This window comes from Methylobacterium iners (genome assembly GCF_022179305.1).
GTDB classification, from domain to species: domain Bacteria; phylum Pseudomonadota; class Alphaproteobacteria; order Rhizobiales; family Beijerinckiaceae; genus Methylobacterium; species Methylobacterium iners.
The window spans coordinates 22,979-39,331 of record NZ_BPQP01000064.1; the positions used below are offsets into that span (position 1 = coordinate 22,979).

The following is a 16,353-nucleotide window of genomic DNA, read 5'->3' on the forward strand; positions in this document are numbered from 1 at the left end:
GTTGCGGGCGCGGGCGGCGACCGCTTCGATGTCAGATCCCGGTATGCAAGCAAGACGCTTGACCGATTGTTAACTATGCGGCCTGATCGACCGCCTGGGACGCGTCAAGCCGGGCGTCAGGCCGTCTGCGGTTCGCCCGCATCCGGCAAGTCCGCTTCAGCCTCGGCTCCGGCAATCACGGCCAGACGTTCCTTCACGTCGCACAGCCAAGCGAAATTGGCCTCGGTCGCGTCCTCCGCCAATGCTCGCTCGGCGAGACGGAGTTCGCTATTTAGCGCTCCCGACTTGCCGTGCAAGATCACGGCCTGACGCAATGCGTCTTCGAGCCGCATCGGATCGGCATGCGGATCGAGCACCCAGCGGTCGCCAGGGCGGATATGCGCCGCGAGGCGGGCGGCGGCCTCGCCCATGCCGGCCCGGTCGAGCCGCGCCCTCAGGACTTCCCCGACCGGATGGGCCGTCTCCGCCGCGGCGTCCAGCAGGAGGGAGCGCAGCGCCTGAGCGTCCGGATCGTTGAGTTCGAGAGCCGACAGCTCCTCCGCCTCGATTCCGAGAAGCTGAGGATGAACCAGCAGGCACGATATGATCATCGCCTCCCGATCCTGAAAGGGCACTGGACCGCCGGAGTTCGTCGTCCCTGCATAGAGGGGGTTGAGCTTCGTCGTGATACGGGGCGAGGGCGGCGGATCGTCTGCGCGGAAGCCGCGCCTCGAACCGCTCCGTGGAGCGCCGCCGCCGTAGCGGCCCTGCGGCTGGGCCCCTTGCGGCGAGAGCTGGCGCAAGCGGCTCTCGATCTCATCGCGGTAGAACCGCCGCACCGTCTCGTCGCGGATCGCGCCGACCATCTCGCGCAGGGTCTTCGCGAGGCCCGCCCGGCGCTCGGGCGTGTCGACGGGGCTGGACTCCACCGCGCGCGACCACAACACCTCGACGAGGGGCCGCGCCCCCTCGAGGACGCGCGTGACCGCGGCGGCCCCGCCCGAGCGCAGAAGATCGTCGGGATCCTGACCCTCCGGCAGCAGCGCGAAGCGCAGGGACTTGCCCGGCTCCAGCGCCGGCAATGCGGTCTCCAGGGCCCGGAAGGCGGCGCGCTGCCCGGCGCCGTCGCCGTCGAAGCAGAGGATCGGCTCGTCGGCGTGGCGCCAGAGCAGGGCGAGCTGGTCCTCGGTGAGAGCGGTTCCGAGCGGCGCCACCGCGTTCGGGTGCCCGGCCATCGTCATGGCGATGACGTCGACGTAGCCCTCGACCGCGATGATGCTGCCGCGGTCGCGGGCCGCCTTGCGGGCGCCGTGGAGGTTGTAGAGGACGCGGCCCTTGTGGAAGAGCGGCGTCTCCGGCGAGTTCAGGTATTTCGCCTTGGCATCCGTCTGCATGGCCCGTCCGCCGAAGGCGATGACGCGGCCGCGTCCGTCCGTGATCGGGAAGATCACGCGATCGCGGAACTTGTCGTAGGGCACGGCGACGTCCTCGCCGCCCGTGAGAAGCCCGAGCTCGACCATCAGGCCCTTGTCGACGTCCTTCGACGCGAGGAAGTCCCGCAGCCCGTAGCGCTCGCCCGTGGCGTAGCCGAGCCGGAAGCGGGCCCGGATCTCGGGACCGAGCCCTCGCCCGTCGAGGTAGTGCCGGGCGCCTGCCCCCGCCCGGCCGCGCAGCTGCTCCTCGAAGAAGGCGGCGGCCAGCTCCATCACCTCGATCGCGCCCCGGCGCCTGCGTTCCATCGCGTCGGAATCGGCGCTGGGCGCCGGCAGGGTCACCCCAGCCTCGCTCGCCAGCCGCTCGACGGCTTCGGGGAAGCTCAGGCCCTCGGTCTCCATCAGGAAGGTGAAGACGTCGCCGTGCTTGCCGGAGGAGAAGCAGTGATAGAACTGCTTCTGGTCGTTGACGTAGAAGGACGGCGTCTTTTCGTCGTTGAAGGGCGACAGCCCGCGCCACTCGCGGCCAGCCTTCTTGAGCCGCACGCGCCGGCCGACCACGTCGGAGGCCGGCAGGCGGGCCCGGATCTCTTCGAGGAGGTGGGGCGGGTAGCGCACGCGGCAGGCCGAGCAATCGGGTTCGGGAACCCTGACCTATAGCTCAGGAGGCCTTAGCGAGTCCCGAAGGTTCGAAGTCGGTGGATAAGCCGGCTTGCCCCGCAACGTCTCCATCCTCACGCCTTCGCGTTCAAGACGTCCTTCAGCAACCCGCTCGCCTTCGCAAAATCCATCCGGCCGGCATACTTCGCCTTCAGGGCGCCGATGACCTTGCCCATGTCCTTCGGTCCGGCAGCGCCCGTCTCGGCCACGGCCGCCTCGATCGCAGCGCGGGTCTCGGCCTCGTCCATCTGCTGGGGCAGGAAGCCGGCGATGATGGCCACTTCGGCCCGCTCGTTCTCCGCGAGCTCCGGTCGGCCGCCCTGCTCGTAGACGCCGGCGGATTCGTTGCGCTGCTTGATCATCTTCTGGAGGAGCCCGAGGATCTCTTCGTCGGAGGCCGGGTCCTTGCCGAGGCCGCGGGACTCGATGTCCTTGTCCTTCAGGGCGGCCTGGATCATCCGCACCGTGGCGAGCTTCGGCTTGTCGCCGGCCTTCATGGCCTCCTTCATCTCGGCGGTGAGGCGCTCGCGCAGCATGGTCGTCTCCTGATCAAGGGTGGTCTGCGTTCGGCGGCGATTGAGCGGGACGGCACCCAGGGCCACATTGACCCTGTCGCGGCCTCCTCGCTAAGAGCGCCGCAACGGGAGCCACCCGCACGCGCCGGCCCCGGCGCCGGGCTCGGCCGGACATAAGCGAGATCACGCCGATGCTGCAAGACGATGGCGCAAGCGCGCCCGCCACACCCGCGGCCTGGGCCGAGCCCGTCGCCACCGCGCTCCTCGTGCTGGCCGATGGCACCGTGCTCGAAGGCTTCGGGATCGGTCAGACCGGAATCGCCGACGGCGAGGTCTGCTTCAACACCGCGATGACGGGCTACCAGGAAATCCTGACCGATCCGTCCTACGCAGGGCAGATCGTCACCTTCACCTTCCCGCATATCGGCAATGTCGGCACCAACGACGAGGATCTCGAGAGCCTCGACGCGGCGCCGGCCTCCGGCGTGCGCGGCGCGGTGATCGCCTCGGCCGTCACCAATCCCTCGAGCTGGCGTTCCTCGAGCCACCTCGATGCCTGGCTGAAGGCCCGCGGCATCGTCGGCATCACCGGCGTCGACACGCGGGCTCTCACCGCGCTGATCCGCGAACGCGGCATGCCGAACGCCGTGATCGCCAACGATCCCGACGGCCGCTTCGACCGGGAGGCCCTGAAGGCTCGGGCCGCCGCGCTCGCGCCCATGGAGGGGCTCGATCTCGTGCCGCCGGTCACGAGCCGGACCCCGTCCGAGTGGTCGCAGACCACCTGGGCGGTGAAGGGCGGCTACGGCACCCGCAAGCCTGGCGAAGGATTGAGGGTCGTCGCCGTCGATTACGGGGTGAAGCGCAACATCCTCCGGCTCCTGGCGGAGGCCGGCTGCGACGTGACCGTGGTCCCCGCCACGACCACGGCCGAGGAGATTATGGCGCTGAAGCCCGACGGCGTCTTCCTCTCGAACGGCCCCGGCGACCCCGCCGCCACCGGTGAATACGCCGTCCCCGTCATCCGGCAGCTCCTCGACGAGCGGGTGCCGACCTTCGGCATCTGCCTCGGCCACCAGCTCATGGGCCTCGCGCTCGGCGGCCGCACCGTGAAGATGGCACAGGGCCATCACGGCGCGAATCACCCGGTGAAGGACAAGACCACCGGCAAGGTCGAGATCGTCTCGATGAACCACGGCTTCGCCGTCGACCCGGCGAGCCTGCCCGAGACCGCGGTGGAGACCCACGTCTCGCTGTTCGACGGCTCGAATTGCGGCCTGACCCTTGCCGACCGCCCGGCCTTCTCGGTGCAGCACCATCCGGAGGCCTCGCCGGGCCCCCGCGACAGCCACTACCTGTTCGAGCGCTTCGTGGCGCTGATGCGCGCGGGCAAGCCGGAGACCGAGATCGGCCGGTCATAAAAAGTCCGGGTTTCGCCGGCACCCCCGCACCGTTAACGGCCCGCTAACGACGACGCGCGAAAGATCGTCGGCGGGCCCATCAGCGGTACCTCAGGGGTTGACGATGACGGTGGACGACGCACGCGACGAGTTCTCGCGCCTGCACGGGCTCTTCAGCTTCCATTTCGGCGTCGCCGTCGGCCTCTCCTGGATGACCGCCATCTACTCGGCCTGCCACGCGCCGTGGGTGCGCAACATCCGCGCGCTGCTGGACCCGGCCGGCGGCTTCGACCGGGTCGAGAGCACCTGGTCCTTCCTGTTCGCGATGCCGGTGGTTCTCACCATCGCCTGGGTCAGCTTCTATTTCGGGCGCGAGATGCTGCGCCGCTGCCAGACCCTCTCGAACCTGACGCTCGAGTTCTCCGCCGCCGCGATGGTGGCTTTCGGCGTGTTCTACCTCTCGATCGACCGTGCGGTCGCCGCGCTCCACATCGGCCTCTGACGACGCCGGGGAAGCTTGTTGCTCGCAGGAGCTTGGTGAGGCGCTAGATCGGCCCGACGGCGCGATTCGCGCCGGGCCGAGGCCCTGATGAACCGTCGCCAGTTCGCCGCCCTTCTCGCCGCAGGCGCCGCCCCGACAGGTGCGGCGCGCGCCCTCGGCGTCCCGTCCGGGCCCGGCGGCTCCGTCGATCCGAACCGCCCCGTGCGGATCGCCATGCTTCTCTACCCCGGCATGACCGCGCTCGACCTCGTCGGTCCGCAGATGGTGCTGTCCGGCCTCTCGGGCGGGAGTCTTCACCTCGTCGCGAAGGCGCACGGGATTGTCGCGACCGATACAGGTCTCTCGCTCGTCGCAACGTCCGGCTTCGACGATTGTCCGCCCGAGCTCGACGTGCTGTTCGTCCCGGGTGGCGACGGCACGCCGGCCCAGATGCGCGACGCCGCCACGCTGGCGTTCCTGGCCGACCGGGGCGCTCGCGCCACCTGGGTGACCAGCGTCTGTACCGGGTCGCTGATCCTCGGCGCCGCGGGGCTGCTGAGGGGTTATCGCGCCACCTCGCATTGGTGCGTGCGGGACGCCGTTCTGCCGCTCCTCGGCGCCGTCGCGCTGGACGAGCGCGTGGTCTTCGATCGCAACAGGGTCACCGCGGCCGGGATCTCGGCGGGCCTCGACTTAGCCCTGGCGCTTGCCGCCCGGCTGCGCGGCGAGGAATATGCCCGCACGAGCCAGCTCGTCGCGGAATATGCGCCCCAGCCGCCCTTCGCAGCCGGGACGCCGGCGGCGGCCGGTCCGGCGACCACGGCGAGGGCGAACGCCATCCTGGCCGACCTGACCGCCGGCTGTCGCGCCGCGGCGGAGTCCATCGCCCAACGCTGAACCCGTCCGGCCCCTGACTTGCACGCTCCTGTTGCATGCGCCCCCTTTTGCCGGCTTGATCGGCGGCGAAGCAGGCGAAACGGAGCGGACACGATGGCGGCGGGCCTCGCGGGCGACCTTCTACGGACGAAATCGCTGGAGCGACTCAACAGCGATGCGGATGTCGGCGAGCACAAGCTCGCCCGCACGCTGGGACCCTGGAGCCTGATCGCGCTCGGCATCGGCGCGGTGATCGGCGCGGGCCTGTTCTCGCTGACGGGAATCGCCGCTGCCGAGCATGCCGGGCCTGCGGTGGTGATCTCCTTCATGATCGCGGCGCTGGCCTGCGTCTTCGCCGGCATGTGCTACAGCGAGCTCGCCGGCATGATCCCGGTCGCCGGCTCGGCCTACACCTACGCCTACGCCACGATGGGCGAGTTCATCGCCTGGATCATCGGCTGGGACCTCGTCCTCGAATACGCGGTCGGCGCGGCGACCGTCTCGGTGAGCTGGTCGCGCTACGTCGCCCGCTTCCTCGATGGGGTCGGCATCACCCTGCCCGGCCGTCTCATCCATTCGCCCTTCGAGACCTTCACGCTCGCCGACGGCACCACGGCCACGGGCATCGTCAATCTGCCCGCGATCTTGATCATCGTGGCGGCCTCGCTCCTCCTGATGGTCGGCATCCGCGAATCGGCGCGGGTCAACGCCGTCGTCGTCGCGATCAAGCTGGCGGTGGTCGCGGTCGTGGTCGGCGTCGGCCTCTTCTACGTGAAGGCCCAGAACTACGTGCCCTTCATTCCCGAGAACACCGGCACCTTCGGCGAATACGGCTGGAGCGGGATCATGCGCGGGGCGGGCGTGGTCTTCTTCGCCTATATCGGCTTCGACGCGGTCTCCACCGCCGCGCAGGAGGCCAAGAACCCACAGCGCAACATGATGATCGGCATCCTCGGCTCGCTCGCCATCTGCACGGTCATCTACATCGCGTTCGCCGGCGTGCTGACCGGGATGGTCCCCTACACGGCCATGAAGGGCGACGCCGCGCCGGTGAACACCGCGATCGCCCAGACGCCCTTCCCCTGGCTGAAGTCCCTGGTGACGCTAGGCGTCATCGCCGGCTTCTCGACCGTGATCCTGGTGCTGCTGCTCGGCCAGAGCCGGGTCTTCTACACGATGAGCCAGGACCGGCTCCTGCCCGCCTTCTTCTCGAAGGTGCACCCGGTCTGGAAGACGCCCTACCGCTCGAACCTGTTCTTCATGGTCTTCGTGAGCGGGCTCGGCGGCTTCCTGCCTATCAGCCAGCTCGGTCACATGACGAGCATCGGCACCCTGCTGGCCTTCATCCTCGTCTGCGTCGGCGTGATCATCCTGCGCCGGACCCAGCCGGATGCCCGGCGCGACTACCGCACGCCGCTGGTTCCGCTCGTGCCGATCCTCGGCATCCTGAGCTGCTTCGCCATGATGGTCTCGCTCGATGGCGAGACGTGGCTTCGCCTCCTGATCTGGCTTGCCATCGGCCTCGTCATCTACTTCGCGTGGAGCCGTCGCCACAGCCGGGTCGGGCGGGAGAAGGCGGTCGCCAGATAGGATTTTGGCTGCACGGAAATCGGCAAGCCTATCCCCTCCCCCTTGTGGGGAGGGGTTCGGGGTGGGGGTTGTTCCGTCTGGTGAGTGGCAGGGTCACCCAGCCACCCCCACCTCCCCTCCTCCCCACAAGGGGGAGGAGAGGCGTGAACTCACTTCGCGCCGAGCAGCTCGACGTCGAAGATCAGCGTCGCGTTCGGCGGGATGACGCCGCCGGCGCCGCGGGCGCCGTAGCCCTGGTCCGGCGGGATGACGAGGCGGCGCTTGCCGCCGACCTTCATCGTGGCGACGCCCGTGTCCCACCCGGCGATGACTTGGCCGGCGCCGAGCGTGAAGGTGAAGGGCTGGCCGCGGTCGCGGGAGGAATCGAACTTCTTGCCCGGCTTGCCGCCCTCGTCGAGCCAGCCGGTGTAGTGGACGTTGACCTTCTGCCCGGCCTGCGGTGCGGGCCCGGTGCCCACCACCTCGTCCTGGTACTTGAGGCCGGAGGGGGTCGTCGTGAATTCGGCGGAAGCGGCTGTACTCATGGCGATGACGAGGGCTCCGGTAAGGGCGAGGATCGAGCGACGCATGCCGGTGTGTCCTCTCTGGCTTGCCGAGGCCCGATAGCACGGCCAGCATCGGAATGCCGAGAGGGCGTCAGCGCCGTCGCAGGACCCGCTTCGCCTCGGCGCGGGCCGCGTGTTCGAACCGGGCGAGCCGCAGGCGGCGGTCCAGGGACAATCCGCCCTCCCCGCCCGGCAGGGCCACGATCTCCGCGACCGTCTCGCGGTCCGGATAGAGGCTCTCCAGGGCCGAGCCGGGGAGCGTCGCGGAATCGAGAGTCTTGGCGAAGGCGGTCTCGTGGAGGAGCCGGACGATCTCGGCCTCGAGGACGAGGCCCGGCGCGTTCGACCGTTCTTCCTCGTCGTAGGTCGTCTTGAGGAGGCAGGCCGTCCCGCCCGCGACGAGGGCGAGGCTGATCGCCAGCGGCTTGCCTCCCCGGTGCAGGATGTCCGCGCGGGCCTGGACGGGCCCGTCGCCCCGCGCGAACAGGGCCCGCGCGAAAGCGGCATGGTCCGGACGGCAGGCGAGCGCGGTGCCGGCCTCGCCCTTCCATCCTGCCCGCTCCAGGGTGAGGAAGCTCTCGACGGCCTCGGTCAGGGCTGGACCGTCCGTGACGGTGTCGAGGTCGATCGTCCCGGCGTCCGCGAGGCGCCGCTGGCGGCGGCGCAGATCCTTGAAGCGGCCGCGGTTGGGATGGTCCTTCAGGAAGGCCTCGTGGTCGCCGCGCCGATGCAGGACCGGACGCTCGAAGGCGGCGACCGTGCCGGTCCGCCAGCCTGCCTCCGCCATGGCGGCGAGGAGCCCGGGGCCGATGCCGGATTCGGTCGAGAGCATGGGCCAGCGCCAGGCGCGGCCGCTTGACGCCTGCGCCAGCCCCGCGACGAGAGCGGCCAGGGTGGCTGGGACATCGGAGTCGTCCGCGACGAGGGGCGCGGTCGCTGTCACGAAGGGCGAGCGGAAGGGCTGCGCCACCGGCATCCCGAGAGCGCTGACGTCGCGCGTGATCCGGAAGGGGAGCAGGGCGTCGAGGCGATCCCCGCGCCGAACCGCGACGCAGGCGAGGTTGGCCGGCGCGAGGCCGCAGGCGCGGTGCGCCTCGACCGACCGGCGGCTGTAATGAGGGTGGAGCGATACCGCCCGCGCGACGAGGTCGTCCCAACCGGCGGGATCGGCCGCGAGCCTCGCGACGGGGATGATCTCGACCCGCAAGGAGCCCGTGTCGGGGACGCGCTGCGGGATCATCGTGTCGGCCCCTCGGAAAGGCGATGGGAGTAGATCGGGGTCGCGATGGCGTGGACCCGGCGGGCCGCGAGGGCCATCGCCCAGCCCCTGGCGGCGGAGGCCAGCGCCATCGCGAGCGCGGCGCCGAGCGCCCCCTGCCCCGGGATCAGCGCGAAGCAGAGAAGGCCGGCGATGACGAGGCTCGCCAGGGTGATGGCCGCGCAGAGCCGCTCCCCGCCGAGCATGGTCAGCAGATCCTCACCCGGCCCGAACAGGCTCGCCGCGACGGTTCCGGCGACGAGGATTGCGAGGATGGGCAGGCTGTCCCGGAACTCGGGGCCGAACAGGCCGAGCAGCAGGGGCGCGGCCGCGATCGCCGCGACGCCGATCAGGGTCGTGGCCGCGAAGGTGAGTTGCGCCTGAAGGCGCACGAGGCGGGCGAGCGCCGTCGCATCCTCCGCCGCCTTGGCCGCCGCGAAGCGCTGGGCGGTGGCCGCCGAGGCCGCGAATTGCACGAAGACGACGAATTGTTGGAGGCGCGTCGCCGCGAAATACAGGCCGACGACGGCCGGCGGCGCCAGCAGGCTCAGGATCACGACGTCGACGACGTTGAAGGCCGCGGCCGCGAGATCCCCCGCCGCGATCGGCAGACAGGCGCGGAACCATTCCCGCCAGCGTCGCCGTCGCGGTCCCGGACCGACCGCCCGCCGGAGACGCGCCAGCAGCCACACGGCCTGCAGCGTCACCGCGATCCCCGTGGCGACGAGGGTGCAGGCCACCGCCACCCAGGCCTCGGCCGGCGCCCCGAAGCGGATCGCGGCCAGCATCGCGGCCACGATCAGGATTTGCCGAAGCAGGTAGGGCGGCGCGATCGCGAGCACCGCCCAGTTCTGGCTGCGCGCGACGCCCTCCAGGTAATCCTGCAGTGCGAAGAGGGGCAGGACGAGCGCTGCGACGAGGAGGGGCGCGGCGTAGGGGCCCGCGAGCAGCGAGCCCTGCAGGGCCGCGAGCCCGAGCCCGGCGAGCGCCACCGCGATCGCCGCGATCGCCGTGAGGCCGGCGCCCGCGACGAGGAAGCCGCGGACGGCGTCGAGGTCGCCGCGGGCGGCATCGGTCGGAAGGAAGCGGCACGCGCCCTGCGAGAAGCCGAGCGTCGCCGAATGCCCGAGGATCGCAATCCAGACCCAGATCGCCGCGAAGATGCCGTACTCGGACCCGCCCATCAGCCGCGCCATGAGGGCGTGGGCGCCGTAGGCGAAGCCCGCCGCGGCGACACGGATCGCGAACACGTCGATGGCCGCGCGGGGCGCGCCGGAGCGCAGCGTCGCCAGACGCGCGAATGTCGATCCGAGCGACGCGCCCGCTGCCATGCCGATGAACCCCTTTGCCGGGGCAGGTTAGGCCGGCGGGGCTTGCGGGCAGGTTAAGCGGATAGCCCTATTGCGCGGCGGAACCGGCCTGTGCGGCGGGCGGCGACCCGGGCAGGGTCTTCAGCACGGGTTGGGGCGTGCCCGTGACCGCGGTATCGGGCTGGAGCAGGGAGAGCGTGATCGCCCGGGTGACGTGTTCGGCCATGCAGCGCAGGCCGAGATCGTTCAGCCGGAACTGTCGGCCGAACATGTGTCCCTCGCCCTTGTCGCTGCTGCCGGACAGGTAGCGCATCGCCTCGTAGCGCTGGACGAGAGGAACGCCCTCGCGGCCCGCGACCTCCTGCACCTTCTGCACGATGCTGGTGTAATAGGCGTCGTCCGCCATGCTCGCGGTGTAGACCGGGTTCACGAGCACCACGTCGATGTCGTGGGACTTGATCCACTTCACGGCGTCGTCGAGGGCGGAGCCGAAGGCCTCCACCTCGACGCGAGCCAGGGCATCGTGGGTCCCCACCTGCCAGACCACGAGGTCCGGCTCGATCTCGGCGACCATGCCGCGCAGGCGCTCGGCCGCGCCCGAGGCGATCTCGCCCTGAAGTCCCCGGCTGTCGACTTCGATGTCGACTTCGGGCAGCGAGCGCTCCAGCGCGGTCTCGAGCTTGACCGGGTAGGTCGCCGAGGCGCCCGTCCCGGCCGAGGTCGGACCGATCGCGAGCACCCGCACTGGGCGCTTCTCCTTCAGCGCCGTCTTCACGGCCTTGAGCTTGTTCAGGGTGTAGAGCTTCGAACCCGGCACACGGCATTCGGGCGATAGGGACGGATCGGGCATCTCGGTGCCCTGCGGCCCGGCCGGCGGGTTCGGCGGCGAGACGACGGTGGGTGCTCCCTGCGCCAGCGCGACGGTCGCGCCGAGGATCACGCCGAGGAGGGAAGCCGTGGCCTGCGGGAGCGCCATTCGACGAACCATGCGGTGAAACTCAAACCAACGAGACCGAACCCTACGACCAAAACGTCAACAAGAGTACCGCCGCCAGTCCAGAACCGCACGAGTTGTGCCGCAAGACTGAGGACGGACCCCATCGAGAACACCGCGAGGGAGTTCCGGCCCAGTCCCGCCAAATAATCGGCCAGCGCTGGAATTCGCCCGGCGACGAAGCCGTAGACGGTCTGAAAGGCTAGCAGGACTCCGAGGAAGTGAACGAGGCGCGCGGGCGAGAGATAGGTCTTGTCAAAGGTGAAAATAAGGCGCGGCTCGGGCACTCTGAGCGGGTCCGGCCGGAGTTCGAGCACGGAGAGGATTGCGCCCAGGACGACGATCGCGATGCCGAGCGGCATCAGGCGGCGAGCCCAGAGGCGAAGGCGCGGCGCCTCCCGGCTCACATCCTCGGCGAGGAAGCCGAGAACGAGGAGGAGCTGCCAGCACAGCGGATCGAAGAACCAATCGCCCTCCCCCGGCCAGGAGGGAAAGTTCCACTCCATGACGAGGCTCAAGCCGTAGAGCCCGAAGGACAGGGCGAGTGCCAACAGCCGGTTGAAGCGCGCCAGCAGGACGAAGAAGGGCGCCATCCCGAGCAGGACCACGTAGAGCGGCAGGATGTTGAAGAAGCCGAGCTGGTGGGTGAGCAGGACGAAGCCGACGGTCGTCTGGATGGGGTCGGCGAAGAATCCGCCGGCATTGTGCCACTCGAGGATGAGCGGGTTGTCGAGGACGAGCGCCGTGCCAGCGATCATGGCGAGCGCGAGGGCCATGATCGTGATCTGCGCCCGGTAGACCTCCACCGTCCGCGACAGAAGCCGCAGCACGCTCCGAAGGCGCGGCTCGGGGCGTCCGTCCCGCTCCCGCGTCGCGATCCCGATCGACCAGCCGGCGAGGAAGACGAACAGTTCGGCCGCGTCCGAGATGCCGTATTGCGAGTAGGTGTAGCGCTCGAAGGTGTTGCCCGGGATGTGGTTCACGAAGATGGTGACGAGAGCCAGGCCGCGCCAGAAATCGATCGCGTTCGGTTCGCGCATCGGGGCTCGGCTCCGGCGTTGTTGAGGGCGTCCGCGCACGCGAGCGCCCGGGCTCCGTGCTGCGAAGGCGGGCTCTGATAAGGTGCCCGATCCGATCTGCAAAGCCTGCGCCGAGGGCACCCGGGCGCAATCGCCGCGCAGCGGCCGCGAACCCGGGGCTGCGCTGCGGCGTTACCGCCTCGACGCAGCCCGCGCGGACCGCGCGGCGCAAGGACGATCCTCGATCGGGACCGACATGGCCCATACTCACAAGCCCCTTCACGATCAGGTCATCGTGATCACCGGCGCCTCCAGCGGCATCGGCCTGACAACGGCTCGCATGGCGGCGGAGGCCGGCGCGCGTGTCGTCCTCGCTGCCCGCGACGGCGCGGTGCTGGCCAGGGTCCAGGCGGAGATCGAGGGGGTGGGCGGCAAGGCGATCCATGTCGTCGCCGATGTCGGCGAGCGTGCGCAAGTCCAGGCCATCGCCGATGCGGCCGTCGCGGCCTTCGGCGGCTTCGACACCTGGGTCAACAATGCCGGGCTCACGATCTACGGCCGTCTCTGGGAGGTCAGCGACTCCGACCACGAGCGCCTGCTGAGGACCAATCTCTGGGGCACGGTGCTGGGCTCGCTGGTCGCGGTCGAGCACCTGCGCAGGAATGGCGGTGCGCTCATCAATGTCGGCAGCGTCGGCTCCGATCTCGCCTTCCCGCTCCAGGGCATGTACTGCGCGAGCAAACACGCCATCAAAGGCTTTACCGACGCCCTGCGGATGGAGCTGTTCGAGGACGGCGCGCCCGTCTCCGTCACCCTGATCAAGCCGGCTTCGATCGACACGCCGCTGCCGCAGCGAGCGAAGAACTACACCGACCACGAGCCGAAGCTGCCGCCGCCGGTCTACCGGCCCGAGGAGGTCGCCAACGCGATCCTGCACGCGGCGGTGCACCCGCAGCGGGACATCTACGTCGGCGGCGGCGCCAAGGCGCTGGCGAGCTTCAAGGAATTCGCCCCCGGCGCCTACGATGCGCTGGCACCCGTCGTCACGGCTCTGCAGAAGCGGGGCGACCCGCCGCAGGACGCGCAGGACGCCCTTCACGCACCCTCCCGGCCGGACGGGGCGGCTCGGGGCACCCATCCCGGTTACGTGATGCGCACGAGCGCCTACACGCGCTCGACCCTGCACCCGCTGCCGACGACCGCCCTCGTGGCCGGGCTGGGGGCCGCGGCCGCCCTGCTCGTGCGTGCAAGCACGCGCGGGCCGAGGCGCTGAGATGGAGCCCGCAACCCTCGACGGGGGCGCCACGATCCTGAACCTGCCCCCTCGCAAGGGACACGTGACCGAACCGGACCGACGCATCGTGCGCGGCGCGGGCGGCCGCGGGATCGCCTATGTCGAGGCCGGTTCCGGGCCCGACCTGGTGCTCATCCACGGCTCCCTGATGACGCTGGAGGACATGTGGCTCGGGCCAATGACGGCGCTTGCCCGGCATTTCCGGGTCATCGCCGTCGACCGGCCGGGACACGGCGCCAGCGACCGCGTCCGCTTCAGCGACGGCTCGCCCTGGGAGCAGGCGGCGATCCTACGCGACGCGATCCAGAGCCTCGGGCTGCACCGCCCGGTGATCCTCGGACATTCCTTCGGCGGCGCGGTGGCGCTCGCCTACGGCTTGAGCTTCCCCGAGGAGGTCGCCGGCATCGTCGCCGTGGCGCCGATCTGCTTCCCGGAAGTTCGCCTCGAACAGATCCTGTTCGGGCCGCGGGCGGTGCCGATCGTCGGCGATGCCTTGGCCTATAGCTGGGGCCCGGTGGTGGACACCGCCCTGCTCCCCCTGCTCTGGCGAGCGATGTTCCTGCCGCAGGCCATGCCTGAGCGCTTCGCCGCCGAGTTCCCCTTCCACTGGGCCCGTCGCCCGGCGCCGATGATCGCCAATGGCGAGGACGCCGCCGCTCTCTGGGCCGGGCTGAGCCGCAGCGCCCTGGCCTATCCGACCTGCCGAGTTCCCGTTCACGTCCTCGGCGGAGACTCCGACATCGTCGTGAACAGCCTCTTCCACGGCGGAAACGCCGCCGCGCTCATCCCCAGCGCGCGCTTCGACCTCCTGCCGGGAGTCGGGCACATGCTCCACCACTTCGAGATCGAAACGCTGGTCGAGGCAGCCCTTGGCATGAGCCGTCGATAGGTCCGCCCTTCCTAACGCTCACCCTGCCGTGTCTCTCCCACGCCGCCATTGTTCGCGGCGCGCGCCCCCAGCGCCTTCGCGTAGAGGTGCATACCATCCCTGTGGAAGGCCGCCCGCGAGTCGGCGCGGAAGTAGAACATGTGCCCACCGGGATAGACCGCGAGGTCGAGCCGGTCGCGTCCGCCGAAGCTCGGCATCTGGTCGATCAGCAGCTTCGAGGCGAAGTAAGGGGTCACGAGATCGGTGAAGCCGTGGGCGACGAGGACGCGCAGGTTGCCGTCGAGGGCCAGCACGCCGCGCAGGGTGCCGACCACTTCGGGCGCCGAGCGACCGGACCCCCAGCTCCATCCGCGGTTGACGCTGTTGCTGAGGAGCTCGTAGCGCAGATCCGGCACCCGGTAATTGAGCTTGGTCGCGTAGAGATCGAGCATCGCACTGGTGAGCGGCGCCTGCAGGCCGGTGAGCAGCGGGTCCTCGAAGCCGGCATAGGGCGCGGTCGGGTCCGGGTCCCAGCCGGTCACGCCGGTGTCATAGGCGCTGGCGACGCGGCCCTCGTCGCGCGAGGCCTCACGCTGGATGCTGCCATTGGTCAGGCGTCCCGCCTGCCTGCGGACGGTGGCAGGGTCTAGCCCGGTGAGTGCGCTGACCCGATCGCCGAGCCTCGCGACAGCCGCGGAATCGGCTGGGCCCTTGAGGAGATCCGTCAGGTAGTGGCCGACGGCGTAGGCCTCGGCCTCGGCGAGGCCCTGGCGCGTCGGAGTCTTGCCCGCCCGTTCCAGAGCCGCAGCGGCGAAAGAGGGCAGCCGGGTGACGTGGCCCCAGGGCGTGGTGCGCGGCGCCTGGAGCCAAGCGAAATCGAGCACCGGCGAGAGCAGGACGAGGCCCGAAAGCCCGACACCGACCTCCTCCTGCAGCTTCGACGCGATGAGTGGCCCGCGGAAGCCGCCGTAGCTCTCGCCGACGAAGAACTTCGGCGCGGCGATGCGGTCGTTCGCCCGCAGGTAGCGCGCGATCGCGGCCGAGAGAACGGAAGCATCGGAATCGACGCTCCAGTAGCGCTTGGCGTCGCCATCCGCCGCCCGGCTGTAGCCGGTGCCGACGGGGTCGATGAAGACGAGATCGGTGAAGTCGAGCCAGGTACCGTCGTTCGGCACGAGCGCAACAGGGCCCGAGGGACTGATGCTGGTGCCCTCCAGCGGCAGCCGCCAGGGGCCGATCGCGCCGATATTGAGATACGCCGAAGCGGCGCCCGGGCCGCCGTTGAGTGCGAAGGTGACGGGACGCGCGGCGCCGTCCTTCGCCGGCATCGTATAGGCGATGTAGGCAATCTCGGCCTGAGGCTTACCGGCCTCGTCGACGAGGGGAAGGCTGCCCGCCGTCGCCTTGAAGGCGAGGATGCGGCCGTCCGGCAGAGCCAGGCTGTGTTCGGTGACGGCATCCGCCGGCAGCTTCCGGCCCTCCAGTCCCCGCGCTTCCGCGGACCTGCGCGCCTCGGGAGAAGCGCCGCCATGCGGCGAAGGCTGCGCCCCGACCGGGGGGGAGGCAACGGCGAACGCCAGCGCCGCGACGACGATCGCGTAGGGTTTCATCTCGAATCCTCCCTTCGCGAAACCGGTTCGCGATGATGACGCGGCCCGTTCAGGCCTTCTTCTGCCAGCGGCCGGCCTCGTCCTGCTGCCAATAGGCGACGGCGTGGCCGGCTTCCTTTGCTTCCCGCCATTGCTCGCGAGCCCTCAGCAGCGCGTCCTGATCGGTGCCGTCGAACAGGATGCAGATGCGGTCGTACTCGGCGGCGTCGGGCGGCAGCGGCGCGCCCTCCACGAGGAAGCGGATCGAGGCGGCGTTCGGATTGTCCTCGCGCAGCGTCAGCACCACGGGCTGGCTCCCGGCATCGGGGTCGCGGTCGGTGCCGTGGGGCAGAAAACTCTCGTCGGTATAGGTCCAGAGCCCGTCGTCCAGGGCCTGCAGCCGCTCCTCGCTCGAGGCCTGAATCGCGGCCCGCCAGTCCCGCGCGAGCGACCGCTCCACGAGGGTCGGCAGCACCTTCTCCAGGGGCTGACGCTGCATGTGGTAGAACAGAATCTCGGTCACGACCCGGTAGATAGTCGCC

General features: G+C 70.1%; 15 protein-coding genes. 6 read left to right on the forward strand and 9 right to left on the reverse strand.

All coding sequences use genetic code 11. From position 1 onward, the window contains the following. Window positions 1-116 precede the first annotated feature (116 nt). On the reverse strand, window positions 117-2,030 hold the full coding sequence (gene dnaG / locus MFF55_RS18940) for a DNA primase (RefSeq protein WP_238245663.1): 1,914 nt from the start codon (window positions 2,028-2,030) through the stop codon (window positions 117-119). A gap of 116 nt (window positions 2,031-2,146) precedes the next feature. Then, window positions 2,147-2,608 carry a GatB/YqeY domain-containing protein gene (locus tag MFF55_RS18945; protein WP_238245664.1) on the reverse strand — a complete coding sequence of 154 codons (462 nt, stop codon included), beginning with the start codon at window positions 2,606-2,608 and terminating at the stop codon, window positions 2,147-2,149. A gap of 170 nt (window positions 2,609-2,778) precedes the next feature. Between MFF55_RS18945 and carA the strand changes: the two genes are divergently transcribed. From carA to MFF55_RS18965, 4 genes are all read left to right on the forward strand, one after another. Further along, complete coding sequence (gene carA, locus MFF55_RS18950) at window positions 2,779-4,008, forward strand: glutamine-hydrolyzing carbamoyl-phosphate synthase small subunit (protein ID WP_238245665.1); 1,230 nt, start codon at window positions 2,779-2,781, stop codon at window positions 4,006-4,008. Window positions 4,009-4,111: 103 nt separating this feature from the next. Continuing rightward, complete coding sequence (locus MFF55_RS18955; RefSeq protein WP_238245666.1) at window positions 4,112-4,489, forward strand: hypothetical protein; 378 nt, start codon at window positions 4,112-4,114, stop codon at window positions 4,487-4,489. 213 nt (window positions 4,490-4,702) lie between these two features. Beyond that, window positions 4,703-5,365 carry a DJ-1/PfpI family protein gene (locus MFF55_RS18960; RefSeq protein ID WP_238245706.1) on the forward strand — a complete coding sequence of 221 codons (663 nt, stop codon included), beginning with the start codon at window positions 4,703-4,705 and terminating at the stop codon, window positions 5,363-5,365. Window positions 5,366-5,458: 93 nt separating this feature from the next. Further along, window positions 5,459-6,934, forward strand: coding sequence for an amino acid permease (locus MFF55_RS18965; RefSeq protein ID WP_238245667.1), 1,476 nt, complete (start codon window positions 5,459-5,461; stop codon window positions 6,932-6,934). A gap of 149 nt (window positions 6,935-7,083) precedes the next feature. Here the strand turns inward: MFF55_RS18965 and MFF55_RS18970 are convergent, their stop codons facing one another. The 5 genes from MFF55_RS18970 to MFF55_RS18990 form a co-directional block, all read right to left on the reverse strand. Then, entirely contained in the window at window positions 7,084-7,503 is a 420-nt protein-coding gene (locus MFF55_RS18970) for an FKBP-type peptidyl-prolyl cis-trans isomerase (RefSeq protein ID WP_238245668.1), read from the reverse strand. A gap of 67 nt (window positions 7,504-7,570) precedes the next feature. Continuing rightward, window positions 7,571-8,719 (reverse strand): GNAT family N-acetyltransferase, encoded by a 1,149-nt coding sequence (locus MFF55_RS18975; RefSeq protein ID WP_238245669.1) that lies wholly within the window; start codon window positions 8,717-8,719, stop codon window positions 7,571-7,573. After that, window positions 8,716-10,068 carry a lipopolysaccharide biosynthesis protein gene (locus MFF55_RS18980; protein ID WP_238245670.1) on the reverse strand — a complete coding sequence of 451 codons (1,353 nt, stop codon included), beginning with the start codon at window positions 10,066-10,068 and terminating at the stop codon, window positions 8,716-8,718. Before MFF55_RS18980 ends, MFF55_RS18975 begins: the two co-directional genes overlap by 4 nt. A 67-nt stretch (window positions 10,069-10,135) precedes the next feature. Then, window positions 10,136-11,023, reverse strand: a complete 888-nt coding sequence (locus tag MFF55_RS18985) for an SGNH/GDSL hydrolase family protein (RefSeq protein WP_238245671.1) — start codon at window positions 11,021-11,023, stop codon at window positions 10,136-10,138. Further along, a complete protein-coding gene (locus tag MFF55_RS18990) occupies window positions 10,984-12,081 on the reverse strand; it encodes an OpgC family protein (RefSeq protein ID WP_238245672.1) in 1,098 nt (365 codons plus the stop codon). The genes MFF55_RS18985 and MFF55_RS18990 overlap by 40 nt, the downstream gene beginning before the upstream one ends. A 235-nt stretch (window positions 12,082-12,316) precedes the next feature. On the opposite strand from MFF55_RS18990, the gene MFF55_RS18995 reads away from it, so the two are divergent. After that, on the forward strand, window positions 12,317-13,333 hold the full coding sequence (locus MFF55_RS18995) for an SDR family oxidoreductase (RefSeq protein WP_238245707.1): 1,017 nt from the start codon (window positions 12,317-12,319) through the stop codon (window positions 13,331-13,333). 1 nt (window position 13,334) lies between these two features. Continuing rightward, window positions 13,335-14,243, forward strand: coding sequence for an alpha/beta fold hydrolase (locus MFF55_RS19000; protein WP_238245673.1), 909 nt, complete (start codon window positions 13,335-13,337; stop codon window positions 14,241-14,243). A gap of 11 nt (window positions 14,244-14,254) precedes the next feature. On the opposite strand, the gene MFF55_RS19005 is transcribed toward MFF55_RS19000, so the two are convergent. Together MFF55_RS19005 and MFF55_RS19010 are read right to left on the reverse strand one after the other, a co-directional pair. Continuing rightward, window positions 14,255-15,832 carry a S10 family peptidase gene (locus tag MFF55_RS19005; RefSeq protein WP_238245674.1) on the reverse strand — a complete coding sequence of 526 codons (1,578 nt, stop codon included), beginning with the start codon at window positions 15,830-15,832 and terminating at the stop codon, window positions 14,255-14,257. Between the two features lie 49 nt (window positions 15,833-15,881). Beyond that, window positions 15,882-16,334, reverse strand: a complete 453-nt coding sequence (locus MFF55_RS19010; protein WP_238245675.1) for a DNA polymerase III subunit chi — start codon at window positions 16,332-16,334, stop codon at window positions 15,882-15,884. Window positions 16,335-16,353: the final 19 nt, after the last annotated feature.

What these genes read in the sequence shown, in the direction of transcription:
- MFF55_RS18945 (WP_238245664.1), bottom strand. Translation starts at nt 2,608, where the DNA reads ATGCTGCGCGAGCGCCTCACCGCCGAGATGAAGGAGGCCATGAAGGCC.
- MFF55_RS18955 (WP_238245666.1), top strand. Translation starts at nt 4,112, where the DNA reads ATGACGGTGGACGACGCACGCGACGAGTTCTCGCGCCTGCACGGGCTC.
- carA (WP_238245665.1), top strand. Translation starts at nt 2,779, where the DNA reads ATGCTGCAAGACGATGGCGCAAGCGCGCCCGCCACACCCGCGGCCTGG.
- MFF55_RS18960 (WP_238245706.1), top strand. Translation starts at nt 4,703, where the DNA reads ATGCTTCTCTACCCCGGCATGACCGCGCTCGACCTCGTCGGTCCGCAG.
- MFF55_RS18995 (WP_238245707.1), top strand. Translation starts at nt 12,317, where the DNA reads ATGGCCCATACTCACAAGCCCCTTCACGATCAGGTCATCGTGATCACC.
- MFF55_RS18990 (WP_238245672.1), bottom strand. Translation starts at nt 12,081, where the DNA reads ATGCGCGAACCGAACGCGATCGATTTCTGGCGCGGCCTGGCTCTCGTC.
- MFF55_RS18965 (WP_238245667.1), top strand. Translation starts at nt 5,459, where the DNA reads ATGGCGGCGGGCCTCGCGGGCGACCTTCTACGGACGAAATCGCTGGAG.
- MFF55_RS18970 (WP_238245668.1), bottom strand. Translation starts at nt 7,503, where the DNA reads ATGCGTCGCTCGATCCTCGCCCTTACCGGAGCCCTCGTCATCGCCATG.
- MFF55_RS18980 (WP_238245670.1), bottom strand. Translation starts at nt 10,068, where the DNA reads ATGGCAGCGGGCGCGTCGCTCGGATCGACATTCGCGCGTCTGGCGACG.
- MFF55_RS18985 (WP_238245671.1), bottom strand. Translation starts at nt 11,023, where the DNA reads ATGGCGCTCCCGCAGGCCACGGCTTCCCTCCTCGGCGTGATCCTCGGC.
- MFF55_RS18975 (WP_238245669.1), bottom strand. Translation starts at nt 8,719, where the DNA reads ATGATCCCGCAGCGCGTCCCCGACACGGGCTCCTTGCGGGTCGAGATC.
- MFF55_RS19000 (WP_238245673.1), top strand. Translation starts at nt 13,335, where the DNA reads ATGGAGCCCGCAACCCTCGACGGGGGCGCCACGATCCTGAACCTGCCC.
- MFF55_RS19005 (WP_238245674.1), bottom strand. Translation starts at nt 15,832, where the DNA reads ATGAAACCCTACGCGATCGTCGTCGCGGCGCTGGCGTTCGCCGTTGCC.